Below are 16,564 nucleotides of genomic sequence, written 5' to 3' on the forward strand. Positions count from 1 at the left end.
GGTAGAATAGGCTTCAGATTGACAGTCATTCCGCAGCCACCGCCATCTCGTTCCGCCGCGACGCCAATTGCCCTGCCGTCCGCGCCCAGAAGGCCGAGAGGAATGCGGGGTCGCGCAGCGCCTCCAGCCGCTCCCACTCCGGAAACGAAGCGGCAAGAGTTTCGGCGCTCATGCGCGCATCCTTGTAAGGGTTGACCGCGCCGCCCGCCTCGACGGTAATCCGGTCGAGTTCGTCGAGCAGCTTGAGCGTTGCGCCGCCCCGGTTGGGGAAATCCAGTGTCAGCGTATAGCCGGCGCGCGGAAAGGACAGCAGTCCGGGCGAGCGGATAGCCCCGAAACGCTTCAAAACGGTGAGGAACGAACACTGCCCTGCCCGTTCCGCCGCCGCGAGCAGCGTCGGAACGGCATCGCGCGCCACGTCCTCCGGCACGACGCTTTGATGCTGGTAAAGCCCGTTCGGTCCATAGAGGCGGTTCCAGTCACGCACGCCATCAAGCGGAAAGAAGAAGCCCTGATAGCCCGCTTGGCGTGGGGCGGGCGAGCGGCCCTTCTTCCAGCGATAGGCCGCGTTGAAGGCGCCAAGAAATGGGCGATTGAGCACGGTGAAGGGCGGCTGGAACGGCACCGACAAACGGCCTCCGGGGCGTGTTGCAGTATGCGAACCGTGCTCGGAATGGTTGCCGGTGAACATCAGTCCGCGCCCGCGATGGCTGCCGCGTGCCAGTTGGTCGATCCAGGCAACCGCGTATTCATTCGACTGATCGGCCATGCCGGCAAGCTCGAAGAACCCAGCCAGACTGCCGAATGGCGTCACCTTCTCGACGACATCCAGTGATGCCACCTGCATCAGCCGGATCGATGCGGACAGGACGAGGCCCGTAAGCCCCATGCCGCCGATGGTCGCCGCAAACAGGTTTGGATTGCTGGTGGCCGAGCAACGGTATTCGTGGCCGTCCGACCGAAGCAGCGTCAGCGCCTCGACATGACAGCCGAACGTGCCGCGCCGATGGTGGTTCTTGCCATGAATATCGTTGGCGATGGCACCGCCAAGCGTCACGAACTGCGTGCCCGGCACGACCGCCGGGAAGAACCCGTGCGGCGCGGCGTAGGCGATGATGTCCGCCAGCAGAGCGCCGGCATCCGCCTCGATCACGCCGCTTTCCACATCGAAGGAACGAATACGGTTGAACGGCCGCATGTCCACCACCGCACCACCATAGTTCTGGCAGGAATCGCCGTAGGAGCGGCCGTTGCCATAGGCCAGCAGCGAGGCGTTTGCCGCCTTTTCGCTTTTCAGCAGCGCGATGGCCTCGGTAACGCCGATGGATTTCGACGCGGGCGGCGTTGCAAGCCCGAAGCTCCCATAGGCACTGGGCTTCATCCCCAGCCTCCGGCGACCAGCAGCACGGCCCCTATCAAGACAACGATCTGGCTGCGCCAGTCGCTGATGATGAACACAACTGGATCGTCGTGCATCTCTCCACGGCGGGCAAGAATCCACACGCGTATCGTCATGTAGAGCACGATGGGCGCCAGCGGCCACACCATCCACGGATGCGGATAGAGTTCGCGCACCGCCTCGCTGTTCATGTAAAGCGCCAGCACCAGTGCCGAGGAAAACGCCGACGCCATGCCCGCCTGTGCGACGACGTCGCGGTCCTCGCAGCGGTAACCGCGCCCGGCGATGCGTTCGCCCGGTGTCAGGCTCGGCGAGCCCAGTTCCACATACCGTTTCACCAGCGCCAGCGACAGGAAGAAGAACATCGAGAACGCCAGCAGCCAGAACGACACGCCAACCCCCGTGGCCGCCGCGCCCGCAATCACCCGCACTGTGTAGAGGCCGGCAAGCGTCAGCACGTCGATCAGAAGCATGCGCTTGAGCGCCAGCGAATAAGCAGTGGTGATGACGATATAGCCGACAAGAACGCCCATGAACGGCCACGACACGAGCAATCCGGCACCGATGCCGACGACCAGCAACACGCCAGCCGCGGCAAGGCCGAACGGGATCGACAGCACGCCGCTGGCAAAGGGGCGATTGCGCTTGGTCGGATGCTGCCGATCGAGCGCCAGGTCGAAAAAATCGTTGACGATATAGATGGCGGACGCGACTGCACTGAACGAAACGAATGCCAGCACGCATTGCACGATCAACGCCGGGTTCAGATATTCATGGCTCAGCACCATCGGCACGGCAATCAGCACGTTCTTCGTCCATTGATGCACGCGCAGCATCTTGCAGACGGTTTTCAACGTCACCTTCGGCGCCGGCATGATCTCGCTTCCGTGCTCGGCCTGCCAGCGCGCCGCCTGGCGATCCGGCGCAACGACGAGTGCTGCGCGGGCCGCGTCGAACACGGCAACGTCGTGGCGGCTGTTGCCGGCATAGTCGAAGCCGCCGTCGCCATAGGCTGCCACCAATGCCGCGCGTTTTCTGGTCGAGGTCAGGTTGTCGGGGCCGTCGGTTGCCAGAACCGCATCGAAAATCCCCAGATGAAGGGCAATCGCGTCGGCGAATTTTCGCGGCGTGCCGGTGGCCAGGACGATCCTGCGCCCGGCGGCATGATCCGCTTGCAGCCGCGCCAGCAGGTCGGCGCGATAAGGCAAGTTCGCCGCATCGATCTCGATCCGGCTGGCAATGGCCAGCTTCAGATGGGCTGGGCCACGGGCAAGCCAGAACGGAACTAGAAAAATATAGAGCGGGTTTTTCTTGAGCAGGGCAAACAGCCCTTCCCACAGCAGATCCGTGGCAATCAACGTGCCATCGAGATCGACTACAAGCGGTGCTGCATTCCTGTCTGGCCGCGCGTCCATTCGCCCCTGCCCTGCCTTAACCGGCACCAACTTGCGGTGCGGTGGCAAGAAACCTAGCTGCGAACAGGCAACCGAAGGTTAAATGCAGGGTATAAGCAGGGCAGCGGACGGTATTTTCCGCGCCATCGTTAAGCAAGGCTTATGACGAACGGTAAAAAGCCGGGAAAATATCCCGAAAATGCGCTCAAGCGTTACTTTATGTGGGCAACACCGCCAGAAATCTCAACGGTTTCCGAACCCGTCAGCGGGGTCAGGTCGCCATTGGGCAAGGTAACGAAGCAGCCCTTGGGGCAAAAATCGACGGTTTCGCCGCCGGCCAGGGCCAGTTCCGACCGGCTGCCGCCCTCGGTCACCACGAGCGTATGTGTTTCGGTATCGTTGTTGACGGCACTGGCCGCATTGGCACAGGCAACTGAAGAAAGAAGAGCGCTGGCTACGTGGAAAAATTTCCGCATGGCGTTCCCGGTGCTTCCACCGCCTCTGTTGCAATTCACAAGGCATTTTCGCCTTTCATATCGCAGCTTATAGAGGATGGAAGCTGAACGGCAACTGAATGCCGCATTCATGCCACAATTGAAAAACGGGCCACAATTAAAGCCGGAAGGACGTAAAACCACCGATCAGGCGGGGTCCGGCTTGCGGCTCTTGCGCTTGCGGCCGGGTTTCAGCCTCTCGGCAGCTTCTGCCTCGGCTTTCGCCTTCTCCGACTCGGCGGCCTCCATTTCCGACTTGTCGTCGTCGCCGGGCCATGGATCGAGATGCCTGCCCTCGACGACGGCTCTTGGCGTCGATGGAATCTCTATGCCTTCCTGCGCAAAAATCTCCACAATGGCAAAACGGATATCGTTCTGGACCCCGCTGCCGTTCGTGATGTCGGCGAGAAACACACGAATTTCAAACTCCAGCGCCGCCGTCCCAAAATTGGAAAACGAGACGAACGGCTCGGGGTTCTTCAGCACCAGCGGATGCCCACGCGCGATTTCAAGCAGCAGCTCATGCACGCGCCTGACATCCGAGCCATAGGCAACCCCGACCTTGATCTCGGTCCGGCCCAGTTTGTTGCGATGGGTCCAGTTGCCGACCGCGTTGTTGATAAGGTTGGAGTTGGGAAGGATCACCGACTGGCGCTGGAATGTCTCGATCTCGGTCGCGCGAACGCTGATCTTCTTGACCGTGCCCGACACGTCGCCGGCGACGATCCAGTCACCTACCTTGAAAGGTCGTTCGGCCAGGAGGATAAGGCCGGAGACAAAGTTGGAGACGACGTTCTGCAGGCCAAAGCCGATACCAAGCGAAAGCGCGCCCGCCACCAAAGCGAGGTTGGACAGGTCGATGCCCGCCGCTGAAATCCCGACAAGTGCGGCAATCGCCACGCCCGCATAGCCGACGGCCAGCCGGATTGAATTGCGCACGCCGGTATCGACCTTGCCCCGCGCCATCACCGATCCGTCCAGCCACCCCTGGAACCAGCGCGTCAGGAAATAACCGATGACGAAAACGACGATGCCGCTGAGAATACCCGTGACGGAGATGGTGGCCGAGCCGATGGTCAGGCCAGTGGCCAGCTTGTAGCTCCACGCCTGAATATCGCCCGGTCGAAATCCCCACATCAAGAGGATCAGCGGTAGGAACACGACGACGATCATCAGGTTCAGCGCGATGCTGACGGCAAGCCCCAGTTGATCGAGCGTGGTTTCCTCGACCTTTCCCTTCTCGGTCAGCCAGCGGCCGATGGAAGATTGACCGAAACCGCCCTCCGCGCCGAGCGCGCGGGCCGAAAGAAAGCCGATATAGGCGGTCAGCAGGATCGTTCCCGTCACGACCACCTGCAACGAAACGAAAATCGCAAGCCCGATATAGCCGAGCAACGCCGCGCCGATCGTAAACAGGCCGATGGCGAGAGCGCTGTAGCGCAACCATGCCGGCCACGGTTTCCACACCCCCTCGTGGGACCGAAACGGGCGCACCAACGCCATCAGGATCAGGATCACGCCAAAAACGACGGTCGCAAGGAAGCTGCGGGCGATCGTCAGCGACAGTGGCGATCTGATCTGCTCGTTGACGATAGAAAGGAAGCCGTTGATGCCGATGACCAGCGCCATCGCCGTGGCCAGCCGCACCAGCCAGCGAGCGGGCGTGGATTCCACCGGTATCAACCGCCAGTTCGGAAGATTTGGCGAAAGCGCTGCATTGGCGAGCCTGTTGACGCAGAACACGATAGCGACAACCGCCGCGAGCGCGTTCAAAAAGACTCCAATGTCGCCCCGCAAGACATTGTAGAAATTAAAGAAGAAGATGGCGGACGCTAGAAAAACCACAAGCGCGGCCGTTGGCAATAACGTCGACCAGAACGCCATGGAAAGCTTGCTGAGATAGGACGGATCCTGTTCGGCCGAGGGAGCCGACAGCAAGCGGCCGAACACGCGACGCCCGCCAACCAGCATCACCGTCGCCAGGCCAAGCGCCATCAGGGTCGCGGCAAGCACGGCCTGCAACTTGAACTTGAAGGCAAAGACCAGCCACGACGAAATCGCCCCGTAAAAGCGGGAAGCATCGGTCTTGGCATCGTCAAAAACCTTGCCGCTGAACGTATCGGCAAGCGTGTAGCGCTTGGTCAGCAGGCTTCGGAACAGATTGCTGCGGGTCGTGGAAATCTGTTCCAGCAATCCGTTGATCCGGATCGACAGGGCCTGCGCCGTCTTGATCACGGCATTGATTTCGGCCTTTTCAGCCGTCAGCGCATTACGCTCACTGGCGACGGTGTCGGCTTCTGCGGGTTGATCCGCAGCTGGCGCAGGGCCGAGCGCATTGAGCCGCTTGTTGATTTCGGCGGTGCGCGAGCGAAAAGCCAAGGCGCTTTCCAGCGCACGCTGCGACAGTCCCTCCAATTGCAGCCGAATGTCCACCAGCACAGCATCGTCCTGGCTGTTTTGCTGCGTTTTCTTTTCCAGGTCGTCGGTCTTGGCCGTGATCTGCTGCAAGACCGTCTGCTGATCGGCGATCAGCCCGGCGGATGCCGGAGCCAGTTGCTGGGCCGAGGCAGCGAGCGGCAGCAGCGCCAAAACCGTGAGCGCGAAAACCAGAACAAATCGATAGAGACGCTGGGGCATGATTGACGCGCTGCTCGTGGATGCCATGATGGCCCGAGCCGTCAGTGATAGAGACGGCGACGGCATGGAGCAAGCAGCCGATCATGAAGTCGGTCCATCGAAAAGCCATGGCGCTTTAGTCGCCTTCGCGCTATCGCCTGCTCTATAGTCTGCGCTCTCGCCCTAACTGGAAGACAATAAGCATGGCGGAATATTCGGCCTTTTCGCTCCTTAAAAACGCGCTGAACGGCAACAAGGACTGGAAGCCGGCCTGGCGTAAGCCGACCCCGAAGCCATCCTATGACGTCATCGTCGTCGGAGGCGGCGGGCATGGCCTTTCGACGGCCTACTATCTGGCCAAGGAACACGGCATCACCAATGTTGCGGTGCTGGAAAAGGGCTGGCTGGGTTCCGGTAATGTCGGCCGCAACACGGTGACGATCCGCTCCAACTATCTTCTGCCACCCAATACGCGGTTCTACGAACACTCCATGAAGCTATGGGAGGGCCTCTCCCACGACCTCAACTACAATGTCATGTTCTCGCAGCGCGGCTGCCTCAACATCGCCCACACGCCGGCGCAGTTGGACGACTATGCAAGGCGCGGTAATTCGATGCGCCATCAGGGCGTCGATGCGGAACTGATGACGCCCGCGGAAATCAAGCGGCTTATTCCGGCACTCGATATTTCGGATGCGGCGCGCTTTCCCGTCTATGGCGGGCTGATGCAGCCGCGAGCCGGAACCGCCCGCCACGATGCCGTCGCCTGGGGCTATGCGCGCGGTGCCGACCGTCGCGGCGTCGATATTTTGGAAAATTGCGAAGTCACAGGCTTCCTGCGCGATGGCGACCGCGTCATCGGCGTCACCACCACGCGCGGCGAAATCCGGGCCAAGAAAGTGGCGGTTGCGGTTGCCGGCTCGACCGGGCGCGTCATGCAGCTTGCCGGCATCGATACGATGCCGATCGAAAGCCACGTGCTTCAGGCCTTCGTCACGGAATCGCTGAAACCGTTCCTGGGCACCGTGGTGACCTTCGGCATGGGTCATTTCTACATGAACCAGTCCGACAAGGGCGGGCTGGTTTATGGCGGCGACATCGACGGCTACAACTCCTACGCTCAGCGTGGAAATCTCCCCATCGTGGACGAGGTGATGAGCGAAATGCTCGCGCTTTTCCCCGGCCTGTCCGGCGTGCGCCTGTTGCGCTCATGGGGTGGCGTCTGCGATATGTCGATGGACGGCTCGCCGATCATCACCACCGGCCCCCTGCCCGGCATGTATCTCAACTGCGGCTGGTGCTATGGCGGCTTCAAGGCGACGCCGGCGTCCGGCTGGTGCTTTGCCCACACCATCGCCAGGGACGAGCCACATGCGCTCAACGCGGCCTTCACGCTCGACCGTTTCCATCGCGGTATCCTCATCGACGAGAAGGGCCAGGGCGCAACGCCAAGGCTGCACTGACGGATCAAATTATGCTCATTACCTGCCCCTATTGCGGTCCGCGCGACGTTATCGAATTCACCTATCAGGGCGATGGCAACCGCGAACGCCCACAACCTGCCTCGCAAAACCTCGATGCGTGGAACGAATATGTCTACGACCGGCTGAACCCGGCCGGCGACCACAACGAGATATGGCAGCATTCCGGCGGATGCCGAACCCACATTCGCGTCGTGCGCAACACGCTGACCCATGTGATTTCCAACGAGACCTCGGTGCGTGAGGACATGCAGCACACAGCCGCACACCGGCGCGGAGGAAAGGCATGAGCGCCCGCCGCACCGCAACCGGCGGCCATATCGACCGCCTGAAGACCATCCGCTTTACGTTCGACGGCACGCCCTATACCGGCCATGCCGGAGACACGCTGGCGTCCGCCATGCTCGCCAACGGCGTCTCGCTGTTCGGCCGCTCGTTCAAATACCACCGGCCGCGCGGCGTGCTGACCGCCGGCGTCGACGAACCCAATGCGCTGGTGACCATTTTACGCGGTGAGGCGCGCGAGCCGAACATTCCCGCCACCATGATCGAAATTTACGACGGGCTGACCGTCGTCAGCCAGAATCGCTTCCCCTCGCTGGCCTGGGATGTCAACGCCATCAACCAGCTAGGCGGCAAGCTTTTGTCGGCGGGCTTTTACTACAAGACGTTCATGGGACCGGTGATCGGACCGCTGAAAGGCACGCGCTTCTGGATGTTTTGCGAAAAATTCATCCGCCGCGCCGCTGGCCTGGGCCGGGCGGGGGCGGAAGGCGACAAGGCGCGTTTCGAGCGCATGAACGCCTTCTGTGACGTACTGGTCGTCGGCTCCGGCCCGGCCGGCCTGAAGGCCGCCAAGGCTGCCGGCGAAAACGGCGCGAAAGTCATTCTCGCCGAACTTGGCCCCCGCTTCGGCGGTTCGGCAAACTGGTCCGGCGAGACGATCGACGCCATGCCGGCCGCCGAATGGGCGGCGCAGGCAGCCGAGCAGCTCGCAGAGTTGGGAAACGTCCGCTTGCTGCCGCGCACCACGGTGTGGGGCTATTACGACGGCAACACGATGGCCGCGCTGCAGCGGGTCGGCGACCACAAGCAGGAATCCGCCAAGGGCGAGCCTCGCCACCGCTATTGGACGATCCGCGCAAAAAAGGTTGTTCTGGCCACGGGCTCTTTCGAGCGGCCGCTAGTGTTTCCGGGAAACGACCGTCCGGGCGTCATGCTGGCCGATGCCGCCTTGCGCTACGCCAACGAATTCGGCGTGCTGCCGGGCGAAAAGATCGCCCTCTTCACCAACAATGACAGCGCCTATCGCGCGGCCGCAGCGCTGAAAAAGGCCGGCGCGCAGATCGTCGCCCTTGTCGATGTCCGGTCCGAACCCTCGAGCGCGGCGCGCACGCTGGCGCAGGAAGCGGGAATAGAAATTCTCGCCGGCCAAGCCGTCGTCGCGACCGAAGGTGGCAAGGCGCTCTCCGGCATCAAGGTGCAGCGTTTCGATGCCGCGACCGCAACGCTGTCGGGCGAAGCACGTTCGATCCATGCCGACTGCCTGCTGATGTCGGGCGGCTGGTCGCCGACCATCCATCTGGCGAGCCAGGCGGGCGCGAGGGCCGAATGGAGCGCAGAGCGGCAAGCCTTCCTGCCGCCCGAACCGACGCAGGGCTGGATCGGCGCGGGGGCCTTCACCGGCAGCTTTTCAACGGCCGAGGCCATCTCGGAAGGCCATGAAGCAGGCTTGTCCGCCGCCGGCGTCGCAAGCGGGCCTATCGACCTGCCTCCGGTCGATGCCCGCCCTTACGACCCGAACCCTGCCCCGATTTTCGAGATCCGGGCAGACGGAAAGAGCTTTGTCGATTTCCAGCATGACGTGACCGCCGAGGATGTGCGCCTTGCCCACCGCGAAGGTTTCGTCTCTGTCGAGCACCTGAAGCGCTACACCACGCTCGGCATGGCGACCGACCAGGGCAAGACCTCGAATATTCCCGGTCTTGCCATCATGGCCGAAGCACTGGGCAAGCCTATTCCGGATGTCGGCACGACACGCTTCCGCCCGCCCTTTTCAGCGGTGTCGCTAGGCTCGCTGGCCGCGGAACGCTACGGCGATTTGAAGCCGGATCGGCTGACGCCGATGCACGACTGGCATGTCGAGAATGGCGCGACGCTCTATTCCGCCGGCCTGTGGTATCGCCCCATGATCTATGGTCATGCCGGCGAAACGGTCGAACAGGCCTATGTCCGCGAGGCCAAGGCGACGCGCGAAACGGCCGGCATCGTCGATGTTTCGACGCTGGGCAAGATCGCGGTGCAGGGGCCGGACGCTGCCGAACTGCTCGACCGCGTCTACACCAACCTGTTCTCCACCCTTCCCGTCGGCAAGGCGCGCTATGGCCTGATGCTGCGCGAGGACGGCCTCGCCTTCGACGACGGTACGACATGGCGACTGGGCGATCAGGACTTCCTGATGACCACCACCACGGCCAATGCCGGCAAGGTCATGCAGCATCTGGAATATTTTCTGGACGTGATCTGGCCGGAACTGAAGGTAACCATCACCTCCGTCACCGACCAATGGGCCGGCAGCGCCATAGGCGGTCCGAAGGCGCGGGAAATCCTTGCTTCCTGCGTGACCGGCACCGCCGTCGACAATGCCGCCCTACCCTTCATGGGCATCGTCCATGGCACAATCGCCGATGTGCCGGTGATGATCTGCCGCCTTTCCTTCTCCGGCGAAATGGCCTTCGAAGTCTATTGCGGCGCGGGTCATGGCACCCATGTCTGGAAAGCGCTGATCGAGGCGGGAAAGCCGTTCGGACTGGTTCCCTACGGGCTTGAGGCGCTTGGCACGATGCGCATCGAAAAAGGCCACGTCACCGGCGCGGAGATCGACGGGCGCTCGACAGCGCGCGACCTGCATCTGGATTGGATGCTGTCGAAGAAAAAGCCGTTCATCGGTTCGGCGATGATGGACCGCGAAGGGCTCGTCGCCTCCGACCGGCTCCAACTCGTCGGCATCGTCTCGCTGGACAATCGCCCGCTCAATGGCGGATCGCATATCGTCGAGGAACTGGACGAACAGAACCCGCACGGTTCCATCGGCCACATCACCGCCTGCTGCTATTCGCCGGCGCTGGGCAAATATATCGCCTTGGCGCTGGTCAAGGGCGGCACGGCACGGCGCGGCACGCGCGCCTTCGTTTCCGACCCGCTGCGCAAGCGATTCGGACCGGTGGAAATCGTCAGCAACCACTTCTTCGATCCAGAAGGGAGCCGCATGCATGGCTAATCAGGTTGAGCGCCAGTCGCCGCTTGAGCCGATTTTCAGGCCGGGCTCACATGGTAATTTCGAAGCCGGCGTCGGCGTAACGCTTTCCGAAACGCAGCCCGGCTCCATCGTTCAGCTCGCCGCATGGCCGGGTTCGGAAAAGCAACTGATCGCGCTCATCCGGACCGTTGCCGGCCTGGCCCTGCCGGACGGGGCCGGGGGAGGTGTGGCGGAAGAGACCAAGGCAGCTTTCGGCGTCGCACCGGGCAAATTCACCGTGGTCGACGAGGTGGAAGGGCTGACTGACGCTTTTGCGAAGAAAGTGACGCCTGCCATCGGCACGGTGACGGACCTTTCGCATGGCCGCACGGCAATCCGCATTGCCGGCCCGAAAGCCACATGGGTACTGGCGAAATTCTTCGCCATCGACTTTTCGCTGCCGGCCTTCCCGATCGGTTCCGGCCGCTCGACCATGCACCATGACATCTTCGCGCAGATCCAGCGCACCGGCGCGGACCAGTTCGATCTCTATGTCTTCAGGTCGTTTGCACGGTCGTTCTGGAAGACATTGTGCCACGCATCGGAAGAGGTCGGCTACGAGGTGCAGTAGTAGCGAGTAGCGAGTAGCGAGTAGCGAGTAGCGAGTAGCGAGTAGCGAGTAGCGAGTAGCGAGTAGCGAGTAGGATTGACGGGGCGTCGGACAACAACAACCCTATTCCCTATTCCCTATTCCCTATTCCCTATTCCCTTCACTCCGAAAACGTCACCCACGTCTCCAATGGCTCACGCTCGGTCCGAAAACTGTTCTCCGGCTTCGACGTATCCTCGTAGCCCAGCGCCAAGCCGCAGACGACGATTTCCTCGTCGGAAATTTCAAGAATGGGCCTTATCTGCCGATGGTAAGGCGCAAAGGCCGCCTGCGGGCAGGTATGAAGCCCCCTCGCCCGCGCCGCGATCATTATGTTCTGCAGGAACATGCCATAGTCGATCCACGAGCCCTTGTTCAGGCGGCGGTCGATGGTGAAGATCATGCCGACCGGCGCGTCGAAGAACACGAAATTGCGGTCGTGCTGCGCGCGCATCTTGGCGACTTCGCGCCGGCCGATGCCGAGCGCACCGTAGAGCCCGAACCCGTTGGCGCGCCGCCGCGCCTGATAGGGATCAAAAAATTGGTCTGGATAGTATTTATACTCGTCCCACTCGGCCTTTTCGGCACGAATGCCTGAACTCAGGATAGCGTCGCTGATGCGCTGCTTGACCGCGCCCTTAGTCACATAGGCACGCCAAGGCTGCATGTTGGTGCCCGAGGGCGCCCGCGCCGCCACTTCAAGAATGGCCCGAATGGCGTCATCCTCGACCGGATCCGGCAGGAAGGCGCGCACGGAACGGCGCGAGACGATAGCCTCGTCGACAATCGTCGTATCATCGAGAATCGGGGGAACGTTTTCCGGTGCCAGCATGGGAGAACCTATAGCAAGGATATCGAACGCCTGTCCCCCGCAGCCGTTCACGGCAGAGGCTTTGCACAAACTGTCAAAATATCGCAAGCAAATCTTGGCAAGATCATGAAAAACGACTTGATTTTTTCACGAAAACCGCATCACATGAAATTCGTAACGCATTTTTCATGGAGCCGCTTGCGTTGGGCATGACTGCCTCCCCCTCGAAGCTGGGTAATGGCGAACAGGTGCTCGCAGCCGATATCCGCACGCTGCGCAAGGCGCGCGGCCTGAAGCTGGCTGAGATCGCGCTGAAGCTCGGCCGTTCGGTCGGCTGGGTCAGCCAGATCGAGCGTGGCCTGTCGACCCCCTCGCTTGGCGACCTCAGCGCCCTGGCCTCGCTGTTCGAAGTGCCGGTCAGCCTGTTCTTCAGCCATGAAGTTCCCGAAGAGCGCGAGCGTGGCGTCATCGTGCGCTCAGGCCGGCGGCGCTCGCTGGGCACGAGCGAGACGGGGCTGGTGGAAGAACTGCTGTCTCCCGATCTTGGCGGCAGTTTCGAGATGCTGCGTTCCGTCTTCGCGCCAGGTGCGGAATCGAAGGCGCGCGCGCTGCGCCCCACCGAAGAGGCGGGCTACGTCGTGGCCGGTACCTTCGAGATCGAGATCGATGGCATCTGGCACCGTCTGGAGCCCGGCGACAGTTTCAGTTTCGAGAAAAAGACGCATCGCTGGCGCAATCCTGGAACGGTGCCGGCCGTGGTTATCTGGGTGGTTTCACCACCCGTTTATTGAAAAGTTTGGGAGAGCAGAAAATGGCCGAATTACCGGCACGGGCCCGCGTGGTCATCATCGGCGGCGGCGCTGTCGGCACATCGTCGCTTTATCACCTCGCCAAGGCGGGCTGGAGCGACTGCGTGCTTCTGGAAAAGAACGAGCTGACCTCCGGCTCCACCTGGCACGCCGCCGGCAACGTCCCGACCTTCTCGACATCCTGGTCGCTGATGAACATGCAGCGCTATTCCACCGAACTTTATCGCGACCTTTCGGAAGCGGTCGGCTATCCGATGAATTATCATGTCACCGGCTCGCTGCGCCTTGCCCATACCAGGGAGCGCATGCGCGAATTCGAGCGCGCCAAGGGCATGGGCCTCTATCAGGGCATGGATATCGAGGTCATCGGCCCCGACGAGGTCAAGAGCCGCTACCCCTTCCTGGAAACGCACGACCTCGCCGGTGCACTTTACGATCCCAATGACGGCGACATCGACCCCGCGCAGTTGACGCAGGCGCTGGCCAAGGGCGCACGCGACCTCGGCGCAAAGATCATCCGCTTTTGCCCTGTCACCGGCGTGCGCCGGGAAAACGACGAGTGGGTGGTGGAGACCGAAAAGGGCGAAATCCGCTGCGAGATCGTCGTCAACGCGGCCGGCTACCGCGCGGCCGAAGTCGGAAAGATGTTCGGCCGCGACGTGCCGATGATGGTGATGAGCCACCAATATATCCTGTTCGAGGAAATCCCCGAACTTGCCGCATGGTCGAGAGAGGCCGGCAAGAAACTGCCGCTGCTGCGCGACGTCGACACCTCCTACTATTTGCGGCAGGAAAAGAATGGCATGAATCTCGGGCCATACGAGAAGAACTGCCGCGCGCATTGGAACACCGCCGACGATCCGATGCCGGCCGACTTTTCCTTCCAGCTTTACCCCGACGATCTAGAACGGCTGGAATCCTATCTCAACGACGCGGTCGCCCGCGTGCCGATCCTCGGCACCGCCGGCCTATCCAAGGTCATCAACGGACCGATCCCCTACACGCCGGACGGCAACCCGCTGATCGGTCCTATGCCCGGCGTGCCCAACGCGTTCGAGGCATGCGTCTTCACCTTCGGCATCGCGCAGGCCGGCGGCGCTGGCAAGGTGCTGGCCGAATGGATCACGCAAGGCCAGACCGAATGGGACATGTGGTCCTGCGACCCGCGCCGCTTCACCGCCTTTGCTTCCGACCCCGCCTACTGCGTCGCCAAGGGCAAGGAAGTTTATGGCAATGAATATGTCATCCAGTTTCCGCGCCGCACATGGCCGGAAGGGCGCAGCCAGAAACTATCGGCGATCCATGACCGGATCGAAGCGCTTGGCGCGCAGTTCGGCGTCGCTAATGGCTGGGAACGCGCCAACTGGTACGCCCAACCCGGCGACGATGTCTCCGAAGAATCGACCCAGACGTTCGCCCGCTCAGGCCCATGGGAAAAAAGAATCCGCGAAGAATGCCTGGCCGTGCGCGACGCCGCCGGCATCCTCGACCTGCCCGGCTTCTCGCGCTACCGGCTCGAGGGCGAAGGCGCGCGTGAATGGCTGTCGCAACAGATCACCGGCATCGTGCCGAAGCCCGGACGCATGGGCCTCGCCTATTTTGCCGACGACAAGGGCCGCATCGTCACCGAAATGTCGATCATGGCGCTGGACGAGAATCTGTTCTTCCTGATCACGGCGGCGTCTGCCGAGTTGCACGACTTCGAGTGGCTTAAAAGCCATCTGCCGCAGGGCACGGAAATGACTCTGCAAAACAAGACGGAGGAGTTTTCCTGCCAGATCCTTACCGGACCGAACACGCGAAAAATCCTGGCTGAACTGACCGACGCGGACCTGTCGCTGCCATGGCTTTCGCATCAGTCGGCGCAGATCGCCGGGCGTTGGTGCCAATTGGTGCGCGTGTCCTTCGCCGGCGAACTCGGCTGGGAAATCCACAGCAAGGTCGAGGACACCGCCACGATCTTCGACGCGGTGTGGCAGGCAGGCCAAAAACACGGCTTGAAGCCGTTCGGCATGTTCGCGCTGGATTCGCTGCGCTTGGAAAAAGGCTACCGCGCCTGGAAACAGGACCTTTCCACCGACTACACCATTCTGCAGGGCGGCATGGAACGCTTCGTCAAATGGGAAAAGCCGGCGTTTCGCGGCAAGGCGGCACTCGCCAGCGAAAAGCAGCAGGGCGTGACAAAGCGCTTCGTCACCCTGGTCGTCGAAAACCCCGGCGACTGCGACGCGCCCTACATGGCCACGCTGTGGCATGACGGCAAAATCGTCGGCGAAACCCTGTCAGGAGGCTTTGGCCACCGTGTGGACAAGTCGATTGCGCTGGGCATGATCCGGCCGGACCTGAGCGAGGCCGGCACCGAGATCGAGATCGAAATCTTCGGCGACCGTTTCAAGGCCATCGTCCAGAAGGACGAACCGCTCTGGGATCCGAAAAACGAAAGACTGAGAGCGTAAAGCATGCCCAGACCATCATCGCGCATTTCCGGCATCGAACCCTCTGGCAAGGACGGCTGGGAAGTACATATGGCCGCCATCGCGCGCAAGCATGCAGGCGAACCCATCATCATGCTGTCCGTCGGCGACCATGATTTTCATACGCCCAACGAGACGGTCGAGGCCTGCGTCACGGCGGTCCGCGCCGGCTACCACCACTATACGCAGCTTTCCGGCATTCAGCCATTGCGTGAAGCCATGGCGAAAATCTCGACCCAAAGCACGGGCGTCGAGACCCGTGTGGACGAGATAATCGCAACCCCCGGCGGCCAGGCGGCTCTTTACGCCGCCGTGCAGGCCGTACTCGATCCGGGCGACCATGCCATTGTGGTCGCGCCCTACTACGCGACTTATCCCGGTACGTTCCGGGCAGCCGGCGCCACCTTTACGGTGGTCGAGACACGCGCGGAAAACGGGTTCCAGCCGGATGCCAAGGCAATTCAGGCGGCGGTACAGCCCAACACGCGCGCCATGCTGATCAATACGCCGAACAACCCGACCGGCGCCATCTATTCGCACCAGGCGCTCGAAGGCATCGCGGAAATCTGCCGCGAGCACGATTTGTGGCTTTTGTCCGACGAGGTTTACTGGACACTGGGCGGCAGAAAACATTCGTCGCCCCGCGCCCTGCCCGGCATGAGCGAACGCACGCTGGTCATCAACTCCATGTCCAAGAGCCACGGCATGACCGGCTGGCGCATCGGCTGGCTGACCGCCCCGGCGGACCTCGTCCGGTTGCTGATCGACCTCAATCTGGTCAGCACCTACGGCCTTCCGGATTTCGTCTCCCGCGCCGCCGTCGAGACGCTGGAAAACGCCTATGGCGTCAGGGAAATCGCGGAACGCTACGCCGGCCGTCGCACCCTGTTCCTCGATGCCGTGCGCGGCATGAACGACGTTATCGTGCGCGGCTCGGAAGGCGGTATGTATGTCATGCTCGATGTCAGCGCCATTGAGCCGGACGACGAAAAATTTGCCTTCGGCTTTCTCGATGCGGAGCAGGTCGGCGTGATGCCGGGCTCCAGCTTCGGCGCCGCCGCCGCTGGCCATATCCGCATCAGCCTGTGCCAGCCCGAAGCCGTATTGAAGGAGGCGGCGGCACGGCTGCGCCGCTTCGCCTCGGCCTATCGCCGTAAGGCCGCATGAGTTTTTTAAGCTAAACAAACACGATTTCAGGG

13 protein-coding genes are annotated in these 16,564 nt (G+C 62.1%); 8 read left to right on the forward strand and 5 right to left on the reverse strand.

The window, feature by feature from the left end:
- Window positions 1-25 precede the first annotated feature (25 nt).
- The 4 genes from ACX3P1_RS04965 to ACX3P1_RS04980 form a co-directional block, all read right to left on the reverse strand.
- On the reverse strand, window positions 26-1,381 hold the full coding sequence (locus tag ACX3P1_RS04965) for an FAD-binding oxidoreductase (RefSeq protein WP_459078441.1): 1,356 nt from the start codon (window positions 1,379-1,381) through the stop codon (window positions 26-28).
- Window positions 1,378-2,814, reverse strand: a complete 1,437-nt coding sequence (locus ACX3P1_RS04970) for a UbiA family prenyltransferase (protein WP_459078442.1) — start codon at window positions 2,812-2,814, stop codon at window positions 1,378-1,380. The genes ACX3P1_RS04965 and ACX3P1_RS04970 overlap by 4 nt, the downstream gene beginning before the upstream one ends.
- Before the next feature lie 191 nt (window positions 2,815-3,005).
- Window positions 3,006-3,269, reverse strand: a complete 264-nt coding sequence (locus tag ACX3P1_RS04975) for a hypothetical protein (RefSeq protein WP_459078443.1) — start codon at window positions 3,267-3,269, stop codon at window positions 3,006-3,008.
- Window positions 3,270-3,434: 165 nt separating this feature from the next.
- Window positions 3,435-5,924 carry a mechanosensitive ion channel domain-containing protein gene (locus ACX3P1_RS04980; RefSeq protein WP_459078444.1) on the reverse strand — a complete coding sequence of 830 codons (2,490 nt, stop codon included), beginning with the start codon at window positions 5,922-5,924 and terminating at the stop codon, window positions 3,435-3,437.
- Here ACX3P1_RS04980 and ACX3P1_RS04985 point away from each other — a divergent pair.
- From ACX3P1_RS04985 to soxG, 5 genes are read left to right on the forward strand one after another with little or no spacing between them, the layout of a single operon-like run.
- Window positions 5,923-6,072: a hypothetical protein gene (locus ACX3P1_RS04985; RefSeq protein WP_459078445.1), complete on the forward strand. Its 150-nt coding sequence runs from the start codon at window positions 5,923-5,925 to the stop codon at window positions 6,070-6,072. The two genes, ACX3P1_RS04980 and ACX3P1_RS04985, sit on opposite strands and share 2 nt — an antisense overlap.
- Window positions 6,073-6,106: 34 nt before the next feature.
- The gene (locus ACX3P1_RS04990; RefSeq protein ID WP_459078446.1) at window positions 6,107-7,366 is read left to right on the forward strand and encodes a sarcosine oxidase subunit beta family protein; all 1,260 of its coding nucleotides are present in this window, start codon (window positions 6,107-6,109) and stop codon (window positions 7,364-7,366) included.
- 11 nt (window positions 7,367-7,377) lie between these two features.
- Entirely contained in the window at window positions 7,378-7,674 is a 297-nt protein-coding gene (locus ACX3P1_RS04995; RefSeq protein ID WP_459078447.1) for a sarcosine oxidase subunit delta family protein, read from the forward strand.
- A complete protein-coding gene (locus tag ACX3P1_RS05000) occupies window positions 7,671-10,664 on the forward strand; it encodes a sarcosine oxidase subunit alpha family protein (protein ID WP_459078448.1) in 2,994 nt (997 codons plus the stop codon). Before ACX3P1_RS04995 ends, ACX3P1_RS05000 begins: the two co-directional genes overlap by 4 nt.
- Complete coding sequence (soxG, locus tag ACX3P1_RS05005; protein ID WP_459078449.1) at window positions 10,657-11,253, forward strand: sarcosine oxidase subunit gamma family protein; 597 nt, start codon at window positions 10,657-10,659, stop codon at window positions 11,251-11,253. The genes ACX3P1_RS05000 and soxG overlap by 8 nt, the downstream gene beginning before the upstream one ends.
- 139 nt (window positions 11,254-11,392) lie before the next feature.
- Here soxG and ACX3P1_RS05010 read toward each other — a convergent pair whose 3' ends face one another.
- A complete protein-coding gene (locus tag ACX3P1_RS05010; protein WP_459078450.1) occupies window positions 11,393-12,103 on the reverse strand; it encodes a nitroreductase in 711 nt (236 codons plus the stop codon).
- Between the two features lie 188 nt (window positions 12,104-12,291).
- Between ACX3P1_RS05010 and ACX3P1_RS05015 the strand changes: the two genes are divergently transcribed.
- Genes ACX3P1_RS05015 through ACX3P1_RS05025 form a run of 3 tightly spaced genes read left to right on the forward strand, consistent with a single transcriptional unit; the run spans window position 12,292 to window position 16,532 of the window.
- Complete coding sequence (locus tag ACX3P1_RS05015) at window positions 12,292-12,873, forward strand: helix-turn-helix domain-containing protein (RefSeq protein WP_459078451.1); 582 nt, start codon at window positions 12,292-12,294, stop codon at window positions 12,871-12,873.
- A gap of 20 nt (window positions 12,874-12,893) precedes the next feature.
- Complete coding sequence (locus ACX3P1_RS05020; RefSeq protein ID WP_459078452.1) at window positions 12,894-15,347, forward strand: GcvT family protein; 2,454 nt, start codon at window positions 12,894-12,896, stop codon at window positions 15,345-15,347.
- Between the two features lie 3 nt (window positions 15,348-15,350).
- Complete coding sequence (locus ACX3P1_RS05025) at window positions 15,351-16,532, forward strand: pyridoxal phosphate-dependent aminotransferase (protein WP_459078453.1); 1,182 nt, start codon at window positions 15,351-15,353, stop codon at window positions 16,530-16,532.
- Window positions 16,533-16,564: the final 32 nt, after the last annotated feature.

The sequence above is a fragment of the Mesorhizobium sp. A623 genome, from assembly GCF_054489405.1.

What these genes read in the sequence shown, in the direction of transcription:
- ACX3P1_RS04965 (WP_459078441.1), bottom strand. Translation starts at nt 1,381, where the DNA reads ATGAAGCCCAGTGCCTATGGGAGCTTCGGGCTTGCAACGCCGCCCGCG.
- ACX3P1_RS04970 (WP_459078442.1), bottom strand. Translation starts at nt 2,814, where the DNA reads ATGGACGCGCGGCCAGACAGGAATGCAGCACCGCTTGTAGTCGATCTC.
- ACX3P1_RS04975 (WP_459078443.1), bottom strand. Translation starts at nt 3,269, where the DNA reads ATGCGGAAATTTTTCCACGTAGCCAGCGCTCTTCTTTCTTCAGTTGCC.
- ACX3P1_RS04985 (WP_459078445.1), top strand. Translation starts at nt 5,923, where the DNA reads ATGATTGACGCGCTGCTCGTGGATGCCATGATGGCCCGAGCCGTCAGT.
- ACX3P1_RS04980 (WP_459078444.1), bottom strand. Translation starts at nt 5,924, where the DNA reads ATGCCCCAGCGTCTCTATCGATTTGTTCTGGTTTTCGCGCTCACGGTT.
- ACX3P1_RS04990 (WP_459078446.1), top strand. Translation starts at nt 6,107, where the DNA reads ATGGCGGAATATTCGGCCTTTTCGCTCCTTAAAAACGCGCTGAACGGC.
- ACX3P1_RS04995 (WP_459078447.1), top strand. Translation starts at nt 7,378, where the DNA reads ATGCTCATTACCTGCCCCTATTGCGGTCCGCGCGACGTTATCGAATTC.
- ACX3P1_RS05000 (WP_459078448.1), top strand. Translation starts at nt 7,671, where the DNA reads ATGAGCGCCCGCCGCACCGCAACCGGCGGCCATATCGACCGCCTGAAG.
- soxG (WP_459078449.1), top strand. Translation starts at nt 10,657, where the DNA reads ATGGCTAATCAGGTTGAGCGCCAGTCGCCGCTTGAGCCGATTTTCAGG.
- ACX3P1_RS05010 (WP_459078450.1), bottom strand. Translation starts at nt 12,103, where the DNA reads ATGCTGGCACCGGAAAACGTTCCCCCGATTCTCGATGATACGACGATT.
- ACX3P1_RS05015 (WP_459078451.1), top strand. Translation starts at nt 12,292, where the DNA reads ATGACTGCCTCCCCCTCGAAGCTGGGTAATGGCGAACAGGTGCTCGCA.
- ACX3P1_RS05020 (WP_459078452.1), top strand. Translation starts at nt 12,894, where the DNA reads ATGGCCGAATTACCGGCACGGGCCCGCGTGGTCATCATCGGCGGCGGC.
- ACX3P1_RS05025 (WP_459078453.1), top strand. Translation starts at nt 15,351, where the DNA reads ATGCCCAGACCATCATCGCGCATTTCCGGCATCGAACCCTCTGGCAAG.